This window comes from Myxococcus sp. MH1, from assembly GCF_059738865.1.
The window spans coordinates 4228837-4247271 of record NZ_AP026947.1; the positions used below are offsets into that span (position 1 = coordinate 4228837).

At 70.1% G+C, this 18435-nt stretch carries 15 protein-coding genes; 9 read left to right on the forward strand and 6 right to left on the reverse strand.

What is annotated here, in order from left to right:
* The first annotated feature begins 52 nt into the window (after positions 1–52).
* Positions 53–1462, forward strand: coding sequence for a S28 family serine protease (locus tag AC6JA9_RS16970; RefSeq protein ID WP_497960131.1), 1410 nt, complete (start codon positions 53–55; stop codon positions 1460–1462).
* Here the strand turns inward: AC6JA9_RS16970 and AC6JA9_RS16975 are convergent.
* The 4 genes from AC6JA9_RS16975 to polX all read right to left on the reverse strand — a co-directional run bounded on the left by AC6JA9_RS16975 (position 1459) and on the right by polX (position 6954).
* Positions 1459–3555, reverse strand: a complete 2097-nt coding sequence (locus tag AC6JA9_RS16975) for a M4 family metallopeptidase (protein ID WP_223746864.1) — start codon at positions 3553–3555, stop codon at positions 1459–1461. The two genes, AC6JA9_RS16970 and AC6JA9_RS16975, sit on opposite strands and share 4 nt — an antisense overlap.
* 288 nt (positions 3556–3843) lie before the next feature.
* Positions 3844–4572 carry a myxosortase MrtX gene (gene mrtX, locus AC6JA9_RS16980; RefSeq protein WP_223746865.1) on the reverse strand — a complete coding sequence of 243 codons (729 nt, stop codon included), beginning with the start codon at positions 4570–4572 and terminating at the stop codon, positions 3844–3846.
* Positions 4569–5192 (reverse strand): MXAN_2756 family trypsin-like serine endoprotease, encoded by a 624-nt coding sequence (locus tag AC6JA9_RS16985; RefSeq protein ID WP_223746866.1) that lies wholly within the window; start codon positions 5190–5192, stop codon positions 4569–4571. Before AC6JA9_RS16985 ends, mrtX begins: the two co-directional genes overlap by 4 nt.
* A 19-nt stretch (positions 5193–5211) precedes the next feature.
* Positions 5212–6954 (reverse strand): DNA polymerase/3'-5' exonuclease PolX, encoded by a 1743-nt coding sequence (gene polX / locus AC6JA9_RS16990; RefSeq protein WP_223746867.1) that lies wholly within the window; start codon positions 6952–6954, stop codon positions 5212–5214.
* Between the two features lie 78 nt (positions 6955–7032).
* On the opposite strand from polX, the gene AC6JA9_RS16995 reads away from it, so the two are divergent.
* The 7 genes from AC6JA9_RS16995 (at position 7033) to AC6JA9_RS17025 (ending at position 14790) form a co-directional block, all read left to right on the forward strand.
* Complete coding sequence (locus tag AC6JA9_RS16995; protein WP_497960134.1) at positions 7033–7350, forward strand: Rieske (2Fe-2S) protein; 318 nt, start codon at positions 7033–7035, stop codon at positions 7348–7350.
* A gap of 144 nt (positions 7351–7494) precedes the next feature.
* Entirely contained in the window at positions 7495–7887 is a 393-nt protein-coding gene (locus AC6JA9_RS17000; protein ID WP_497960136.1) for a hypothetical protein, read from the forward strand.
* Entirely contained in the window at positions 7863–8330 is a 468-nt protein-coding gene (locus AC6JA9_RS17005; protein WP_223746923.1) for a MogA/MoaB family molybdenum cofactor biosynthesis protein, read from the forward strand. Before AC6JA9_RS17000 ends, AC6JA9_RS17005 begins: the two co-directional genes overlap by 25 nt.
* Positions 8331–8507: 177 nt before the next feature.
* Positions 8508–10541 (forward strand): M20/M25/M40 family metallo-hydrolase, encoded by a 2034-nt coding sequence (locus tag AC6JA9_RS17010; protein ID WP_267696669.1) that lies wholly within the window; start codon positions 8508–8510, stop codon positions 10539–10541.
* A gap of 130 nt (positions 10542–10671) precedes the next feature.
* Entirely contained in the window at positions 10672–11652 is a 981-nt protein-coding gene (locus AC6JA9_RS17015) for a TIGR02757 family protein (protein ID WP_223746869.1), read from the forward strand.
* Positions 11653–11746: 94 nt separating this feature from the next.
* Positions 11747–13639 carry a hybrid sensor histidine kinase/response regulator gene (locus AC6JA9_RS17020; RefSeq protein ID WP_426746822.1) on the forward strand — a complete coding sequence of 631 codons (1893 nt, stop codon included), beginning with the start codon at positions 11747–11749 and terminating at the stop codon, positions 13637–13639.
* Positions 13636–14790 (forward strand): hypothetical protein, encoded by a 1155-nt coding sequence (locus AC6JA9_RS17025; protein ID WP_408890798.1) that lies wholly within the window; start codon positions 13636–13638, stop codon positions 14788–14790. The genes AC6JA9_RS17020 and AC6JA9_RS17025 overlap by 4 nt, the downstream gene beginning before the upstream one ends.
* A gap of 9 nt (positions 14791–14799) precedes the next feature.
* On the opposite strand, the gene AC6JA9_RS17030 is transcribed toward AC6JA9_RS17025, so the two are convergent.
* Positions 14800–16287, reverse strand: coding sequence for a phytoene desaturase family protein (locus AC6JA9_RS17030; RefSeq protein ID WP_497960139.1), 1488 nt, complete (start codon positions 16285–16287; stop codon positions 14800–14802).
* A gap of 220 nt (positions 16288–16507) precedes the next feature.
* Here AC6JA9_RS17030 and AC6JA9_RS17035 point away from each other — a divergent pair, with 220 nt between their 5' ends.
* Positions 16508–17626: a tetratricopeptide repeat protein gene (locus tag AC6JA9_RS17035; protein WP_267696665.1), complete on the forward strand. Its 1119-nt coding sequence runs from the start codon at positions 16508–16510 to the stop codon at positions 17624–17626.
* A gap of 15 nt (positions 17627–17641) precedes the next feature.
* Here the strand turns inward: AC6JA9_RS17035 and AC6JA9_RS17040 are convergent, their stop codons facing one another.
* Complete coding sequence (locus AC6JA9_RS17040) at positions 17642–18397, reverse strand: energy transducer TonB (RefSeq protein ID WP_497960141.1); 756 nt, start codon at positions 18395–18397, stop codon at positions 17642–17644.
* Between the last annotated feature and the right edge of the window lie 38 nt (positions 18398–18435).

Here is an 18435-nt window from a genome sequence, read left to right on the forward strand (position 1 = left end):
CCCGTCCCGCGCGTCGTCCCGGCGCGAGCGGAGCGGTGCGAACTGGAGCGTCATGTCCGCCGAGCCTGTCCTGCGTCGTGGGCTTCTTGCCCTCGCTCTCGCCGCCTGTCTGTCTTGGGCTTGTGATGACGGAGACCCCGTCGTCGAGGAGGACATCTTCGCGCGCCTGTCCGCCATCCCCGGCCTGACGGTGCGCGAGGAGGCCCTGGACGCGCAGTTCCCCGCGTCGGCCCGCTTCTTCGTCATGGAGTTCGAGCAGCCCGCGGACCACACCCGCCCGGACGGCCCGCGCTTCCGTCAGCGCATGACGCTGCTGCATGTCTCCAGCGACCGCCCCATGGTGCTCTACGCGGGCGGCTACTTCGTCTCGCTCCAGGCCTCGCGGCGCGAGCCCACGCAGCTGCTCGACGCCAACCAGCTCTCGCTGGAGCACCGCTTCTTCGGCCCCAGCCGCCCGTCGCCCGCGGACTGGAGCCTGCTCACCATCAAGCAGTCCGCGGACGACTTCCACCGCGTCGTCCAGGCCTTCAAGCCGCTGTATCCCCGGAAGTGGATCTCCACCGGCGCCAGCAAGGGCGGCGAGACGATGGTGTTCTTCCGGCGCTTCTATCCGGACGACGTGGACGGGACGGTGGCGTACGTGGCGCCGCTCGCCCGCTACGACGACGCGCGCTTCGTCGCCTTCCAGGAGTCCGTCGGCACCGCGGAGTGCCGTGAGCGATTGAAGGCCTTCCAGCGCGCGGCCCTCGGCCGGCGCGAGGCGATGCTGGCGCTGATGGAGACGCGCGCCCGGGAGCGGCAGCTCGCCTTCACGCACCTGGGCCTGGAGCGCGCCTTCGAGCACGCCCTCATCGAGCACTATTTCTACTTCTGGCAGTACGACAGCCTCTCGCGCTGCGACACCGTGCCCCCGGCGACCGGCAGCGACGCCGCGCTCATGGACGAGCTGGACGGGCGCGTGGGGCTCGCCTTCTTCGCGGACGCGGACGTGGACGCCTACGGGCCCTACTACTACCAGGCCGCCGCGGAGCTGGGCTTCCCCCGGCCGTTCGAGTCCCACCTGGCGGACCTGCTGCGCTTCCCGGGCACCGACGTGCCGGCGACGTACCTGCCCCAGGGCGTGACGGCCACCTTCGTCGAGCACGCCATGCCGGACATCCAGGACTGGGTCTCGCGCGAGGGCGAGCGCTTGATGTTCGTCTACGGCGGGCAGGACCCGTGGACGGCGGCGGCCGTGGAGCTGGGCGGCGCGCGTGAGTCCGCGCTGTACACCGTGCCCGCGGGCAACCACGGCGCGCGCATCTCCCAGCTGCCCGTCGCCGAACGCAACGAGGCCCAGGCACTCCTTCGCCAGTGGGCTGGCGCGGAGTCCCGGGCCTCGGGACTGCAATCACAATCCTGGCGACTGGAGCCGGAGGGCGAGGAGTTCGGCCCCCGTCCTCCCGGCTCACGTCAGCGCTAGTTCACGCCGACGGCGGTCCAGCTCTCCTTGACCTTCGCCACCTCGGTCGAGTCCGCGCCGTACAGGTCCGTGGCCGCCTGGACGGTGGCGGCGCGGGCCTGGGCGAACGTGGTGTTCGGCGTCATGTAGTGGGCCAGGGCGCGGTAGTAGATCTTCAGGCCCTTGTCCATGCCGATGCCGTCCTTGACCTCGATCTGCGACGTGCGGTTCGTGCCGCCGTTGGCCAGCAGGTAGAACGCGTTGTTCGCGATGCCGCTGGAGCCGTGGACCTCCGTCTGCTTCGGGTAGTCCTTGTAGTTGTCGATGGAGTAGTTGTCCCGCTTCGGGTCGTCCATGTAGCGCAGGCCGTCCTCGGAGTCGCCGTTCGTCGGCGTCCAGGCCGTCTCGCCCACCGTCCAGTTGAACTTCACGGCCGGGTTCTTCGTGGACGCGTACCACTCCACGCCCGCGCCCATGATGTCGCTGAACGCCTCGTTCAGACCACCGGACTCGTTGCGGTAGATGAGGCCGGCGGTGCGCTCCGTCAGGCCGTGGGCGATCTCGTGGCCGGCGATGTCCAGCGCGGTGAGCGGGCCGGACGTCTTGCCGTCGCCGTCGCCGTAGCTCATCTTCGTGCCGTCCCAGAACGCGTTCACGTAGTTGGTGCGCACGTGGACGAAGGAGTTGAGCGCCTCGCCCGCGCCGTCGATGGAGTCACGGCCGAGGACCTCCTTGAGGAAGTCGTACGTCATCGCCGCGCCGTAGTGCGCGTCCACGCCCGCCTTGGTGCGCTGGCCGTCGGTGGCCTCGCCCCAGACGTCGTTGTCGTCCGTCAGCTGCGTCTTGCCCGACGCCGTCGACTTGTTCATCGCGTCGTAGGTGTTCACGCCCTTGCCGCGCGTGCTGTCCTCGAGCGTGTACGTGCCGTCCGGCTGCTGCTTGGTGTCCAGCGCCACCTTGCCGCTGTACAGCGACGTGTCGTCCGCCTTGCTGCCGGGCTCGGGGGGCACTTCCTTCGGGGTGATGCTGATGCCCCAGCCGTTGAGCGTGCCCGTGTCGCGCTTGGCCTTGTCCTCGACCGTCAGCGTCCACTCGCCCTTGGCCGACTCACCGGCGAAGTCGCTCAGGTCGAACGTGCCCTTCACGTCGTCCGCGCTGCCACCGGCGCGGTTGTGCACCACCGCGCTCTTGCCCGAGGGGCTGGTCAGCGTGACCTTCAGGTCGCCCTTGAACGTGTGGGCGATGTCCAGGTCCAGCTTCAGGCTCTCGATGGTGCCGTCCTGGTCCACCTTGACCTTGGACGTCACGGTGCTGTTGTCGGCGATCTCCGCCTTGGTGGTGTTCGTCGCGGAGATCTGCCCGGCCGACACGCCCGCCTTCGGCAGGCCCTTGTTGGAGCCGTAGAAGCCGCCGATCTCGTTGTACGACTCGAAGATCTTCCCGGTGTTCGCATCCACCAGGTAGTTCATCTTGCGGGGGCGGTCCTGGCCCTCGATCTGCGACATCTGCACGCGGTAGGCGGAGTGATACTCACCGGCCTTGTCCTGGTAGATGACGCGCTCGGCGTGCGGCTGCTTGTCCGGCTTGCCGCCGAACTCCTTGCGCGCGATGTCGATGGCGGACTGGGTGTTCAGCTTGGGCAGCTCCTTGCCCAGGCCCTCGGGGACCACGGACTGCTCGCCGGTGACGCTCGTCACCTTGCCGTCCTTGTCCAGGTGCGTGATGACCTGCTCGCCGAAGACCTTCACGCCCTCGTGAACGCGGTCCAGACGCACGTGCGTCATGCCCAGCGCGTCCTTCTCCACGTTGGCGGCCGCGAACGCGGGCTGCTGCGCCATCAGCGTCTGCGCGCCCTTGAGCGGGTTGAGGTGGCTGAGCGAGGTCTGCACGGCCTTCTGCGCCTCGGGGCTCTGCAGCGCCAGACGGCCCGGGCCGGCGGGGACCTGCGTCAGCGTCTTCTCCGCGCGCGCCAGGTCCGTCGTGCGCGCCGCGGGGCCGAAGCCGTCCTTGGTCTGCAGCGGGGTGCTGGCCGCCTTCGCGGTGTTCTTGGGCTGGGTCTCGGTGGTCGCGGGGCGAACGCTGACGGGCTTGGTGTCGACTCGGCGGATGGTCATTTCAAAGCTCATTCACAGCGGGGGATGCGAGAATTGTCGCACCCACGTCACATGGAGTTGCCGCCCCCCCTGCTGCGACGCGCCATTTCGGGTTTGTCGGCTTGTTTCAGCCCGTGTTTCAGTGTTTTCAAGCGGTTTTGAGGACACGGAGTGCTGGCCGTCACTCTGGGGGTATGAGCCCACCCGGGCGGGTTTCCGGACCGCGAAGCCGAATTAACCGTGAATTATCCCAGGATTTTTCCAGCCTCACCGGCATGGAAAGGCGCTCTTCCGGGGCTTCGGGGTGGATCAGGGCCCGCCGAAGAAGGACGCCTCGAGCACGCGCACGAAGAGGTTGCAGGCGGCGTGGAAGAGGGCGGCGCCGACGACGGTGCCGGTGCGCTCGCGCATCCAGCCGAACAGCAGGGCGGGGAAGAAGACCGACAGCCGCCAGGTCTGGAAGATGGCCAAGTGGCCCAGGGCGAAGAGCAGGGCGGTCACCCAGAAGGCGGGCCCCAGCCGGGCGCCGAGGAACTTGCGGCCCTGGGGCCAGGCGTCGCGCAGGCGCGCCTGCAGATACCCCCGGTAGAAGAACTCCTCGGGCAGGGCCACGACGAAGAGCTGATCCACCACCCACTCGCCGAAGCGCGGCGGCAGCCGGAGGCGGAAGTGGACCTCGCCGCCCAGGGGCGTGAGGTGTCGCGCGAGTGACTCGGGCAGGTGGGGCAGCAGCTCCACGAAGCCGGCGAACGCGAGGAAGAACAGCGGGCCCACCAGCGCGGAGACCTTGAGGAACAACACCAGGTCTTCGCGCCACGCGCGGGCGGACAGGCCGTAGTCGCGGTAGTCCTCGTCCCGCCAGCGCATGGGGATGAGGGGCAGGTAGAGGAAGCCCACCGTGGCCACCAGCTTGGGGATGCTGGTGCCGCCGAAGGCGAGGAACGAGGCGATGATGCCCGCGAAGCCCAGGGCCCACAGGCCCACGGCTTCCTGCACGGCGCTGGGGCGCCAGGGAGTCGCCACCGACTGCTGGGTCATGGTCCGTCCGCGGAGGCGAGCGTCACCTTCACCTCGCCCATGGGCAGCACCCTGCAGCCGCGCCGGGTGCGCTGCACCACCACCGCCACCAGCCTGCCGTCCCCATCGAACACGGGGCTGCCGGGAGGAAGGGCGAGGGGCACGTCATAGAAGGGCGCCGTCGCGCGGGAGACCTGGGCCGCCGTCGGCTTCGCGGGACGGCCCCGGGTGCCGGGCACCACGCCCACCACCCAGCGTCCCTCCAGGCTGTCGCCGTCCTTGAGAAGCCGCACCGCCACCGCGGGGTACGCGCCATCCGGCGCCGCGACGACGGCGACCTTCAGCGCGCCGTTGGCGAGCAGGACGCGCGCCGGCAGGGCCTGGCCCGCGTGCTCCACGGTGGCGACCTGGAGGCCGACATACTCCTCGCCCACGGGCTCCACGGAGGTGAGCACCTGTCCGGCGGCACCCACGATGACGCCGTGGCCGGTGCGCTGGGGGCCGGTGACCTTCACCACGGAGCGGGTGTGCTGCTCCAGCACGCGCTGGAGGTCCGCGCGCGAGGGGCGCGCCTTGTCCGCCGCGACGGCGGGCAGGGCGAGGAGACACAGTGAGAGGACGAGCGGGGACAGGCGGGACATCGGCGCGCCAGGCAGCCTATCACCGCCCGGCGCGCAGCGCGGTGAGGAAGCGCTCGGCGCTCTGGGTGTTGAGCACGTCCTGCTTGCGGGCCCAGCCCCGCCGGGCGGTGGCGACCCCGAAGGCCAGGTTGGCCAGGTCCTCGCGGCGGTGTGCGTCGCAGCTCACCACCAGCTTCACGCCCAACTGCACCGCCTTGCGGACATACTCGGCCTTGATGTCCAGCCGCGCGGGCTTGCCGTTGATCTCCACCGCGACGCCGCGCCGGGCGGCGTGCTCGAGCACCTCGTCCATGCGCAGGGGATAGGGCTCGCGGCTCTGGAGCAGCCGGCCGGTGGGGTGCCCGAGGATGTGCAGGTGCGGGTTGTCCAGCGCGGTGAGGACCCGCTTCGTCATCTGGTCCTCGTCCATGGAGTGGCGCACGTGGATGGAGGCGATGACCACCTCCAGCTTCTCGAGTACCTTGTCGTCGTAGTCGAGCGCGCCGGACTCGAGGATGTCCACCTCGATGCCCTTGAGCAGGCGCATGCCGGGGACGGCGGCGTTGACGCGGTCGATCTCCTCCCACTGGCGCTCGAGCGCCTCCACCTTGAGGCCGCCCGCGTAGATGGCCGCCTCGCTGTGCTCGGTGATCGTGAGGTACTTCAGCCCCAGGGCCTTGGCGGCGAGCGCCATCTCCTCGAGCGTGTTGCGGCCGTCGGACCAGGTGGAGTGGGCGTGCACGGCGCCCTGCAGGTCCTCCATCGTCACCAGGTCGGTGGGCAGCTTGCCCGCGCGCGCGGCCTCCACCTCGCCGTTGTCCTCGCGCAGCTCCGGCGGGACGAACTGCATGTCGAGCAGCGCGTAGAGCGCGGCCTCGTCCGCGACGGGCAGCTTGGTGCCGTCGTCGCGGTGCACGCCCCACTCGGAGATCTTCATGCCGCGCTCGTGGCCCAGGTTGCGCAGGCGGATGTGGTGGGCCTTGGAGCCGGTGAAGTGGTGCAGGGCGGTGGCGAAGTCCTCGTCGGGGAGCACGCGCAGGTCCACCTGGAGGTCGCCGGCCTCCATGCGAACGGAGCACTTGCTGTCGCCCTTGCCAATCACGGTGGCCACGCCGGGGGAGGTGGCGAGCGCGTCCAGCACGGGGCCGGGGTCCGCGGCGGAGGCGATGATGTCCACGTCCGCCACCGTCTCGGCGCGGCGGCGCACGCTGCCGCCCAGGCTGGCGCGGATGACCCCGGGGGAGGCGCGTACGCGCTCCAGCAGGCCCTCGGCGATGGGGAGCACGTCGCCCAGCAGCTTCCGCTCGCCGCGGGCGCGGCGATACAGGGTGATGCCCTCGAGGATCTTCGCCTGGCTCTTCTCTCCGAAGCCCTTGAGCTGCTTCACGCGCCCCTCGCGGCAGGCCTGCTCCAGCGCCTCGACGCCGCCGATGCCCAGCTCCTTCCAGAGGGTGGCGACCTTGCGCGGGCCGATGTCCGGCAGCTTCATCAGCTCCAGGAGTCCCGGAGGGAACTTCGCCCGCAGCTCCTCGAAGTAGGTCATCCGTCCGGTGGTCACCAGCTCGGTGATCTTCTCGGCGAGCGCGGGGCCGATGCCCGGCAGGCTCTCCAGGCGGCCCTCGGCGACGAGGGTGCCCAGCTCCTGGGTGAGGCCGAGGATGCGGTCGGCCCCCATGTCGTAGGCACGGGAGCGGAAGCCGTTCTCGCCCTGGAGCTGGAGCAGCAGGGAGATGTCCCGGAGGACCTGGGCAACGGTGGCTTTGTCGACGATGGGCGGGGTCACGTCAGAGGTCACCTGGAAGAAGGTAATGCCCGGGGAACGGGGGTGCAGCTTGCTTCTCGTTGTGGGAAAAGGGCGGCGATGACGAAGATCAAGCTCGGACCGGCGGACTTCGCCGAGAGGGAAATGCGCGGCTACGAAGTCGGCAAGCGCAATGTCTGCATCGCGAAGATTCACGGCCGTTACAAGGGCCTTGATGACTGGTGCAACCACGCGGGCTGTCTGCTGTCGGGCGGACGCATCGAGGACAACATGGTCGTCTGCCCGTGCCATGAGGTCGGCTTCGACATAGACACGGGGAGGAACGAGACCTCGCCCGGGGTCTGTGACGACCAGCCGACAGTGAGCGTCGAGGTCCAGGACGGCGCCCTCGTCGTCGAGCTTCCCGACAACACCTGACGTGCCTCCGGCACCGGAGTCTCCTCCTCATGGCACACGACGACCATGACCACGGCGGCGCGCCGCCCTCGCATCGGCACGAGCACCACCACGAACATCCCCACACCCATGAGGATGGCGTGGTGCATTCCCACGAACACGCGCATGAGCACGAGCACGCGCATGACCACCGACACGGTCATGACGCCGCGCACGCGCATGACCACGGGCACTCGCATGAGCACGGCCACGGTCATGACCACGAACACCGCCACGGCCACGAGCATGAGCACGCTCATGACCACGGCCACGAGCATGGGCACGCTCATGCCCACGGCCACGGCCACGAGCATGGGCACGCTCATGCCCACGGCCACGGCCACGGACACGAGCATGGGCACGGCCACGGCCACGGCCACGAGCATGGGCACGGCCACGGCCACGGCCACGAGCATGGGCACGCTCATGCCCACGGCCACGGACACGAGCACGGTGCGGCAAGCGTCTCGCACGAGCACAAGTCGCGTGCGCCGGTGCACGTCAGCACCTTCGTGGTGACGTGCTCCGACAGCCGCGATGCCTCACGTGACGCGAGCGGCAGGGTGCTGCGCGAGGGCCTCGAGTCCGCGGGCCACGGCGTCGCCGGCTACGTCGTCGTGAAGGACGACCCGGAGGCCATCCGGCAGGCGGTGGCGGAGGCCCAGTCGGTGGGCGCCCGGGCCATCCTCTTCACCGGGGGCACCGGCATCGGTCGGCGCGACACCACGGTGGAGACGCTGCGAGGTCTGTTCGAGAAGGAGCTCCCCGGCTTCGGTGAGCTGTTCCGCATGCTCTCGTACAAGCAGATTGGCAGCCCGGCCATGATGTCGCGCGCGACCGCCGGCACGTATCAGGGAATGATGATCTTCGCCCTGCCGGGCTCGCCGCAGGCCGTACGGCTCGCGCTGGAGGCGCTCATCCTCCCCGAGCTGGGCCACGCCGTTCGGGAGCTGACCCGGTAACGAACGCGCGGTTTTTTCATCGCGCGAGAGTTATTGCGGCTTTCCCTTATTGCCAGGGGCTTGAGGATTGACCCACGGGAAATGTTTACGCAGAGTATACGGAATTCGCTGCTCTGTCGCGAATAGGTCCCGTTGGTCGTCCCTTCAAAGTTGACCCTCCCGGAGAGGAGGAGCCCCATGCATATGAAACGACTGGGTTCGTTGGCGTTGATGCTTGGCTGTGTCTCGGCGTACGCGAAGGCGCCGGAGCGCGAGGTGTGGATCACCCTCGGCGCGGATGCCGTCACGGAGGTGAACGCCGCGTTCATCGTGGCCGGAGAGCGGGTTCCGGCGCTCGCGGGGCGCCAGGGCGACGTCGTCGCGATGAAGCTGCCCGAGTCGCGCATCGACCTCGTCTCCGAGGTGATGCACGAGAAGCTCAAGCGCTGTGGCGGCTTCCTCTATCACGAGACGGAAGCGGACGCGCTCGCGGAGCTGGCCATCGAAGGTGCGCCCGCGCTGGCCCCCTCGCTGGCGGTGACGTACTCGCTGGACAAGGCCCCGGTGGTCAACACGCTCATCGGCGGCATGGCCGCGACGAACATCCACGCCAACATCCAGTACCTCTCGACGCAGTTCCCCACGCGTTACTACACGTCCACCCATGGCGTGGCCGCCGCCACGTGGGTGCGGGACCTGTGGGCGGGTTATGCCGGCGCGCGAGCGCAGACCGGCGGCGACGTCACCGTGGAGCTCTTCACCCACGCGTTGTGGGCGCAGCCGTCCGTCATCCTGACCATCCAGGGCACGCAGCAGGTGCCGGCGGGAGACGAGGAGATCGTCGTCCTGGGTGGCCACCTGGACTCCACCAACCTGTCGGGCTCCGCGGCCCCCGGCGCGGATGACAACGCGTCCGGCATCTCGACGTTGTCCGAGGTCATCCGCGTGGCCATGGCCTCCAACTACCAGCCGCTGCGCACGGTGAAGTTCATGGCCTACGCCGCCGAGGAGGTGGGCCTGCGCGGCTCCAAGGAGATCGCCGACAAGGCCAAGAACGAGGGCGACAAGGTCGTCGGCGTCCTCCAGCTCGACATGACGAACTACAAGGGCTCCGTGGCCGATGTCGTGCTGATGACGGACTTCACCAACGCGGCGCAGAACGCGTTCATCGGCAGCCTGATCTCCACCTATGTCGCCGGCGTGCAGCAGGCCACCTCGGCGTGTGGCTACGGCTGCTCGGACCACGCGTCCTGGAACGCGGCGGGCTTCGCGGCCTCCATCCCGTTCGAGGCGATGATGGGGCAGCACAACAGCACCATCCACACCGCGAACGACACCCTCGCGGTGAGCGGCAACAACGCGAACCACGCGCTCAAGTTCGCCAAGGTCGCGGGCGCGTACATGGTCGAGCTCGCCAAGGGCACCGCCACGCTGTCCGACCCCGTGGCGCCCACCGTGTCGCTCACCGCTCCGTCGGCGGGCACCACCGTGTCCGGCACCGTCACCGCCAGCGCCAACGCGCAGGACAACCAGGGCATCAGCCGCGTGGAGTTCCTGGTGGACGGCGCCGTCGTCGGCACCGCGACCACGTCCCCGTACTCCATCGCGTGGAACACCGCCGTCATCGCCAATGGCAGCCACGCCGTCGTCGCCCGGGCCTATGACCTCATCGGCAACACCACCGACAGCGCCCCCGTCACGGTGACCACCAGCAACTCCTCCGGCAACGCCATCTACGACCCGGTGCTGCGCGTCCCGCGCTGCGCCAACGTGTCCAACGTGTGTGACTCCACGACGCTGCTCGTCGGCCGCGCGAGCCTGGGGCCCGAGGCGAACGGCCCCAACACCGTCAACAACTCGTGCGCCGACGGCATCAACGGCACCTTCCACTTCGATGAGTCGAACGACCGCATCAAGGTGTCCACCGTGAGCGGCAACCCCTTCGCCGCCGGTGAGACGGTGCTCATCGAGGCCACCGTGTGGGCCCTGGCCGCGCGCCCGGACAAGCTGGACCTGTACCACGCGCCCGACGCCAGCAACCCGGTGTGGACGAAGATCACCACGCTGGCGCCTCCGGCGGGCGGTCAGCACACGCTGTCGGCCACCTTCACGCTGCCGGCCGGCGCCAACCAGGTCGTGCGCGCGCGCTTCCGCAAGCAGGGCAGCGCCACGCCGTGCTACGCGGGCGCCTACGACGACCACGACGACATCGTGTTCGCCGTCAGCCCGTAGCCGTGTCGTAGGATGCCCTCCCGTGCCTCCTCCTGATTCGCTGGAGGAGGCGCGGGACTCCCGGGCCCCATGTGGGCCCGGGAAGCGTGGGCGGCGGGCCGCCGTTCCAGGAACATTTGGGAGCCCCGACGTGACACGCCGCTCGAAGACGCACCCTGGCCTGAGCCCTCGGGCAGTGCAGCACCTGCGCCCCCGGCTCGACGCCGTGCTGGCCTCCACGGATGCCCGCGCCCGCATCGGGTTCGACCCGGTGGAGTTCCCCCACCGCTACCAGGACGCCCGCGACATCGAGGTCTCCGCGCTGCTCGCCGCCTGTCTGGCCTACGGGCGCGCGGACCTGTTCCGTCCCAAGGTGGACTCGCTCCTGAAGCGGATGGGCCCGTCGCCCGCGGACTTCGTGCGGAAGCTGGACGTCGCTGGCGCCAAGGCCCTGCTGACGGGCTTCGTGTACCGCTTCAACGTGGGCACTGATTTGGCGGTGCTGCTGCTCGGCATGGGCCAGGCGCTGCGGGAGCACGGCAGCCTGGAGTCGCTGTTCGTGAGGGGACTTGCGGCCGAGGGCTCGCTGCACGGCGGCTTGAGCGCCTTCACCACCGCGCTGCGCCGCCTCCCCATGGAGCCCCTGCGCGAGGCGATGGGACCCGAGCGGGGGCTTCACCACCTGTTGCCCTCGCCGCTGGGGCCGGGCGCGGCCAAGCGGTTGAACCTGTTCCTGCGGTGGATGGTGCGCGGACCGGACACGGTGGACTTCGGCATCTGGAAGCGGGTGCCCGCGTCGGCGCTGCTGATTCCGTTGGACACGCACATCGGCCGCATCGCCGGACACCTGGGCCTGACGCGTCGCACGGACCTGACGTGGCGGACGGCGGAGGAGGTGACGGCGTCGCTGCGGGCGTTGGATGCGGCCGACCCCGTCCGCTACGACTTCGCGCTCTGCCACTATGGAATGAGCGGCGCGTGTCCGGCCCGGCCGCTCCCGGAGAACTGCGAGCGGTGCCCGCTGCTGCCTGCCTGCCATGTCGGGCCGGACGTGGTGGCGGGGGCGACCCGACGGGTCCCCAGTGCCTCGCGGCTCAAGGGCCGCGCAATGTCCGGAAGGGAACGTCGTTGATTCCTGCATGAGGGAACGCTGCAATCCGGCCGGGTGTCTGCGTGTGAATTCCACGGGGACATCAGGGCCTGCCCGGGCCGAGGAGCGTGATGCGGTGCTCGCGACACTGGTGTCGGTGCCTGCGGCGGTGGTGGAAGCGGTGGAGCGCGGCCTGCGCGCGTCGGGGGCGAGCCCGTCCTGCCATGTGTTGAGCGTGACGGGGGCCGATGTCATCGCCGCTCCGGTGGAGGAGGGGCTGCTGGTGGCGTGGGACGCGGGAGGGCCGCTGGACGCCCTGCTCGAGGATGTGCGCCGCCTGCATGCGCTGCGCGTGGTGGCCCGCACGCACCTGGTGGTGCTCACCTCGCGGGACGACGCGCAGACCGAGGCGCTGGCGGAGGCGGGCGCCGACGAGTGCGTGGCCTCGGTGGGCCCGGGCTGGGGCGCGCGGGTGGTGGCGCTGCGTCGACGGCTGGCCTCGGACACGGAGGCGCATGATGTCCGGGCCCTGCGCCGCGCCAACACGTTCCTGCGCAGCGCGCTGGACGCGGTGCCGGAGCCGCTCTTCGTCAAGGACCGGCAGCACCGCTGGGTGGCGGTCAACCAGGCCTTCTGCCGCGTCATGGGACATCCGGCGGAGGCGCTGCTGGGGCGCTCCGACCACGAGTTCGTCGCCGCGCACGAGGCCGACAGCTTCTGGCGCAACGACGAGCGGGTCTTCCTCACGGGGGGCCCCGACGAGAGCGAGGAGACGCTCACCGACAGGACGGGGCTGGCCCGCGTCCTGGTGACGAAGAAGGCCGGGTTCGACGGCGCCGGGGAGGCCTTCCTCGTCTGCATCATCCGGGACATCACGGACCAGAAGCGCCTGGAGTCGCAGCTGCTGCTCGCCGAGCGGATGGCGTCGGTGGGCACGCTGGCCGCGGGCGTGGCGCACGAAATCAACAACCCGCTGGCCTATGTCAGCTCCAATCTCGCGTACGTGAGGGATCTGCTCGCGCTGCCGGAGCTGTCCGCCGAGCAGCTGCCGGAGCTGCGAGAGGTGGTGGCGGAGGCGCTCGACGGCGCGGGCCGCGTCTGCGCCATCGTCCGGGACCTGCGCACCTTCGCCCGAGGCGACGAGGAGCGACACGGACCGGTGGACGTGGTGCGGGCGGTGGAGGGCGCGCTGCGGCTGGTGCGCAACGAGCTGACGCACCGCGCGCGCATGGTGTGCACCCTGGAGCGCGTGCCGCCCGTGCACGGCAACGAGGTGCGGTTGGGGCAGGTGGTGCTCAACCTGCTGGTCAACGCGCTCCAGTCGTTGCCCGAGCGGCCGGCCGAGGAGAACCGCGTGCGCGTCAGCCTGCGCACCGGGCGCGCGGGCCAGGTGGAGCTGGAGGTCAGCGACAACGGGCACGGCATGGCGCCGGAGGTGCAACGCCGCATCTTCGACCCGTTCTTCACCACGAGGCCGGTGGGGGAGGGCACGGGGCTGGGGTTGTCCATCTGCCTCACGCTGGTGCAGGCGATGGGCGGGCGCATCGAGGTGAGCAGCGCGCAGGGGTGGGGGAGCACCTTCCGCGTGGTGCTGCCCGCGCTCGCGGTGGGCACCGTCGCCGCGCCGGAGTCCCCGGTGCTGGGCAACGTGGTGCCGCTGGCCATGCGCAAGAGGCTGCTGCTCATCGACGACGAGCCGTCCGTGGGCAACTCGGTGAGCCGGCTGGTGCGGGACGTGTACGAGGTGCACGCGGTGCAGGACGCGCGCGAGGCGCTGAGACGGTTGTCCACCGGCGAGCGATTCGATGCCATCCTGTGTGACCTGATGATGCCGGGCATGAGCGGAATGGACTTCGTGGTGGAGCTGGAGCGGCTGGCGCCGGAGCTGGTGCTGCGCACCGGGCTGATGACGGGTGGGGCCTTCACCGCGCAGGCGCGGGAGTTCGTGGGGCGCCACTCGCGAGGGCTCTTGGAGAAGCCCTTCGAGCGCGAGCGCCTGTGCACCTTCGTGGAGCACCTGTTCCCATGAAGCGCAAGACCTGGCGGTGGGTGGGCATCGGCCTGGTGGCGATGCTCGGGGCCCTGGTGTTCGTGGGCGCCGACTGGCTTCGTGGGTTGTCCTTCGTGGTGCGCGCCGCCGGGATGCAGGGTCCGGTGCCGGAGGCGGTGGCGGGGTTTCGCAACGCTCCGTTCGAGAAGAGCGAGCTGCGGGTCCCCACCCGGCATGGCGAGGTCCGCGCGCGGCTGTATCGCCCGCGAGAGGTGCGAGGGCGCACGGTGGTGCTGACCTCGGGCGTGCACGCGGATGGCATCGATGAGCCGCGCCTGGTGAAGCTGGCGGAGGACCTGGCCCGGGGCGGGCAGATGGTGCTCTCGCCCGAGCCGCCGGACCTGCTGCGCTACGAAATCACCCCGCGCCTCCCGGACATCATCGAGGACGCGGCCCTGTGGGTGAGCGGCCGCGAGGACCTGGCGCCGGGCGGGAAGGTGGACCTGTTCGGCATCAGCTTCTCGGGCGGGCTCTCCGTGGTCGCAGCGGGACGGCCCGCGCTCCGGGACAAGGTGGCCTCCACGCTCTCGTTCGGAGGCCATGGTGACCTGCCCCGGGTGCTGACCTTCCTGTGCAGCGGTCAGCTCCCCGATGGCTCGCACCTGACGCCGCATGACTATGGCGTGGTCATCATCCTCCTCAACGTGGCGGACCGGCTGGTGCCTCCCGAGCAGGTGGAGCCGCTGCGCGAGGGCATCCGCACGTTCCTGCGGGCCTCGCACCAGACTCAGACGGACCGCAAGCTGGCGGAGGAGACGTTCGCGCACGCACGGGTGCTGGAGACACGGATGCCCGAGCCCGCGTCGAAGTTGATGGGCTATGTGAATCTTCGGAACGTGGCGGCGCTGGGTCCGTTGTTGTTGCCGCTGGTGCGTGAGTTCGCCGCGGACCCGTCGATGTCTCCGGCACGCTCACCCGCGCCGGCCTCGCCCGTCTATCTGCTGCATGGCGCGGGCGACACGGTGATTCCGTCCATGGAGTCGGTGCTGCTGGCCCAGGCGCTGCGGCCGTACACGGAGGTCCATCAGCTCTCCACGCCGCTCATCAGCCACGCGGAGGTGGACAAGAAGGCGGGCGCGGCGGACATGGTGCGGATGGTCGGCTTCTGGGCGAGCCTGCTGGACGAGTGAGGGGAAGGCTCAGCTCTCGCGCGCGACGCTCGCCGCCGTGCGCACGCCGCCCACCGCCGTGGCCAGGGTGCTCTGTCCGGGGAACGCCGAGTCGCCCACCAGCCAGAGGCCCTCCATGACGCGCAGCGGGCCCAGCTGTCGGTAGTGGCTCAGGCCCGCGCGACGGGGGACGCCGCCCACCGCGCCGGACTCCCGCTGGGTGAAGCGTTGGAAGGTGCGCGGGGAGGCCGGGAGGACCTTGGTGACGTGGGGCATCCACTCGGGCGTGAGCTGCTCCAGCGACTCGCGCATGCGTGTCTGGATGTCCGCGATGTAGCGCCCCTGCTCCTCGGTGGACATCGCCCCCAGCTTGCGCAGGGGCACATGTGTGGACGTCGTCACCGTGCGATGTCCCTCGGGTGCACGGCCCGTGTCCTCCTCGCCGCTGATGGACATGAAGACGTGGTTGCCCTCGATGAACGGAGCCTGCTCGTCACGCACGAGCTCCAGGTGGCTCGCCTCGCGTGACACCGCGTCGGGCGCCTTGATGACGAGATAGAGCATCGCCGCGCCCCAGCCCTCGGCGACGCGCTCCGACAACACACGCATCGAGCCGACGCGCTCGGGTGACAGGCCCGCGAGGCGCATCAGTCCTCCCGGCAGCAGATTGGCCACCACGTGTCGGGCCCGGAGCACGCCTCGACGGGTATCGACCTGCCAGTGTCCTGGCTGACGGGACAGGCCTTTCACGCGGTTCGCCAGCATCAGCGTTCCACCGCGGGCCTCCATCGCTCGGGCCAGGGCCCACGCGAGCTGTCCGATGCCGCCCCGGACGTGGCCCGTGCCTCGCCAGTAGTAGTCCATCGCCGCGAGCGCGAACGGTGTCTCCGCTTCCGCGGCCGAGCACTGCACGGTGATCTGACAGAGGGCATCCAGGTAGGTACGCAGCGGAGTGAAGCGCGAGAGGCCGAGGTGCTCCAGCACCGCTCCGAGCGGACGCCCGAGCCACCGCGCGAGGGGCGCATAGCGATGCAGCCGCGCGGCGTGACGGAAGAGCGCGCGAAGGTCGAAGGGTGGCAGCAGGTCCGGGTCATCGAACATGGCCCAGAGCGCGCCGGCCACCTGGGACTGGAGGTCGAACAGGCGACGAATCGCGGGTGCGGGCGCTTCCGGCAGGGCGCACAGGGTCTCGATGAAGCGGGCCCGGTCTCGTGTCACCGGCAACCGCAGCCCGGGCGTGCGCAGCTCCACCACGGGGTCCAGCCAGTCCACCGTCACGTCCAGCGCGTGCTCGCGAATCCAGCGACCGAAGAGCTGATGGGGCTCGAAGCCGGAGAACAACGTCGCGCCCGACTCGAACGCGAAGCCGCCGCGACGAAACGTGCTGGCGCAGCCCCCGGGATAGCTGAGCGACTCGCACAGCGCCACGCGCGCACCTCGCCGGCTCAGCTCCAGCGCCGTGGCGAGCCCTCCGAACCCCGCGCCCACCACCACCACGTCGTAATCCAAGTCCGACATCTCCAGGTCGAGTCCAGGGGCGGACCTCCTAACGGGTCCACGCCAGGGGGGCGACTCTTTCGTCACAAGGGTGGGGCTCCTGACACTGGTGTGCGCCTCGACTCGCCCGGGCCGAGCCGTGGAATCCGTGCGGAGAAATCGTTTCGATTCGAGGCCGGAGCCAGGAGGCTGGCGCGGGGAGGGCGTAGACTGTTGTCGACTGCTCACTGAAAGGGCTCCCGTGCACCGCCTCCTCGCCGTCCTCTGCCTCGTGCTCGTGGCCGGTTGCGCCTCCGCCCCCAGGAGCAACCCGGAGCCCCAGGCCGCCGCCGCACCGGAGCCCTCGAAGCGGCCTCCGTTCCTCAATCCCGCCGAAATCATCAAGCGCATCGAGGACTCGCCGGTGACGTATCGCATCGACGGGAAGGACTCGCCGCCGGGTGGCTGGGCGGACCAGCTGTGGCCGCAGCGCGTGCAGGCGCTCGAGGCGCCGCGCGTGGTGGAGCAGGGCGGCGAGCGCGTCATCGTCGAGTGGCCCGAGAGCCCCGAGGCGCGAGCGCTGCTCGACGAGGCCGAGCCGCACTTCCAGGCCAAGCGCTACGAGGAGGCGGGGAAGCTGTACGAGAAGGCCACGAGCGTGTGCCCGCAGTGCTATTTCGCGTGGAACTTCCGCGGCGACGCGGCGTACTTCGCGGGCGACTCGGCCACGGCGCTGGGGCACTACCAGCAGGCCACGCGCCTCAACCCGAATGACCACCGCTCGTGGTTCTTCCTGGGCAACGCGCTCGCGCGGCTCGGACGCTTCGAGGAGGCCCTGGAGTCGTGGGCGTGGTGCCTGGTGCTCAACCCTCGCTACCCTGTCATCCGCCAGTTCTTCCGCGCCAACGCGGGCCTGGGGCTGGTGGTGCGCGAGGACGTCATCGTCCCTCGTGGCTACGCGGAGCGGGACGGCGAGGAGATCTCCATCCAGTTCGACCCCGACCACGACCCGGCGTGGTTCGCCTTCGCCAACTGCAAGGCGCTGTGGCTGGGAGAGCCGTCACACCGCCAGGAGATGACAGGCACCACAAAGGAGCACTTCACGTCGCTGGAGGAGATGGAGTGCCTGGGCTCGGCGCTGCTCGTCCACGAGAACCAGAAGAAGAAGGGCGAGACGGAGCGCTCGGACCCCACGCTGGAGCGGCTGTCCCGCATCACCGAGGAGGGCCTGTTGATGCAGGCCGTGCTCTTCGAGGTGGGGGCCCGGGTGCACCCCCAGGTCGTGCTCACCCTCGATGACGACATGCGCCAGCGCCTCAAGACCTACGTGCTCAAGCACGTGCTGGTGCCGGCGTCATCGGTGGGCAACTACGACCTGTGAGGCCCCGTCGCGTGACTAGCGCGGCAGCTTGAAGCGGAGCGTGAACACGTAGGAGACGCTCACGGCCTTGCCCTGGAACTTCACGGGGCTGTAGCGCCGGGTGTGCAGCGCCTCCGTGACGTGCTCATCCATGTGCGCCATGCCCTTGATGATGCGGCAGTCGCGCACGTCGCCCTCGCGGGTGATGACGCACTTGGCGATGACCGTGCCTTCCACGCGCGCCATGCGGGCCTGCTCTGTGTAGTCGAGCGGCTGGCCACCCATGAGCACCGGCGGCGTCATGCCTCCGCCGAACGGGATGACGTCCTCACCGGTGCCCTCGCCGACTCCGCCCGGAGGCAAGCCGGGGACGAAGGGCAACCCGATGACCGTGCTGTTCGGGTCACCCTCCGGATGACCGCCCGGGACGCCCGTGGGCTCGGTGTCACCCGTGTCCGGCGCGTTCGCCACCGGCTCCGGCTCCACGTCGACGGGCTTGGGGTCCACCGGCATCGGGTTGATCTGCGTGGGGAAGGTGTCGCGCTTGGGCTTGCGCGGCTTGGGAGGAGCCGCCTGCGTCTTGGGCTGCGCCGGCGCCGCGTAGCCCTTGGCCACCTGCGGACGCGCCGCGAGCTTGATGACGATATCCGGCTCCGGCTCGGGCGGCACTTCGGCGGGCCGCGCGGAGATGACCAGGACCGCGCCGAAGAGCGCCGCGTGCACGGCGACGGACCACCACATCCCAGCACCCAGACGCCCAGCTCGCTGCCGCTCGATGACAGACTTGAACATGGAAGGCCTCCTCCCCGATGGGCGCTCCCGGAGGTCCA

What these genes read in the sequence shown, in the direction of transcription:
- AC6JA9_RS16970 (WP_497960131.1), top strand. Translation starts at nt 53, where the DNA reads ATGTCCGCCGAGCCTGTCCTGCGTCGTGGGCTTCTTGCCCTCGCTCTC.
- AC6JA9_RS16975 (WP_223746864.1), bottom strand. Translation starts at nt 3,555, where the DNA reads ATGACCATCCGCCGAGTCGACACCAAGCCCGTCAGCGTTCGCCCCGCG.
- mrtX (WP_223746865.1), bottom strand. Translation starts at nt 4,572, where the DNA reads ATGACCCAGCAGTCGGTGGCGACTCCCTGGCGCCCCAGCGCCGTGCAG.
- AC6JA9_RS16985 (WP_223746866.1), bottom strand. Translation starts at nt 5,192, where the DNA reads ATGTCCCGCCTGTCCCCGCTCGTCCTCTCACTGTGTCTCCTCGCCCTG.
- AC6JA9_RS16995 (WP_497960134.1), top strand. Translation starts at nt 7,033, where the DNA reads ATGACGAAGATCAAGCTCGGACCGGCGGACTTCGCCGAGAGGGAAATG.
- AC6JA9_RS17000 (WP_497960136.1), top strand. Translation starts at nt 7,495, where the DNA reads ATGAGCACGAGCACGCGCATGACCACCGACACGGTCATGACGCCGCGC.
- AC6JA9_RS17010 (WP_267696669.1), top strand. Translation starts at nt 8,508, where the DNA reads ATGCATATGAAACGACTGGGTTCGTTGGCGTTGATGCTTGGCTGTGTC.
- AC6JA9_RS17025 (WP_408890798.1), top strand. Translation starts at nt 13,636, where the DNA reads ATGAAGCGCAAGACCTGGCGGTGGGTGGGCATCGGCCTGGTGGCGATG.
- AC6JA9_RS17030 (WP_497960139.1), bottom strand. Translation starts at nt 16,287, where the DNA reads ATGTCGGACTTGGATTACGACGTGGTGGTGGTGGGCGCGGGGTTCGGA.
- AC6JA9_RS17040 (WP_497960141.1), bottom strand. Translation starts at nt 18,397, where the DNA reads ATGTTCAAGTCTGTCATCGAGCGGCAGCGAGCTGGGCGTCTGGGTGCT.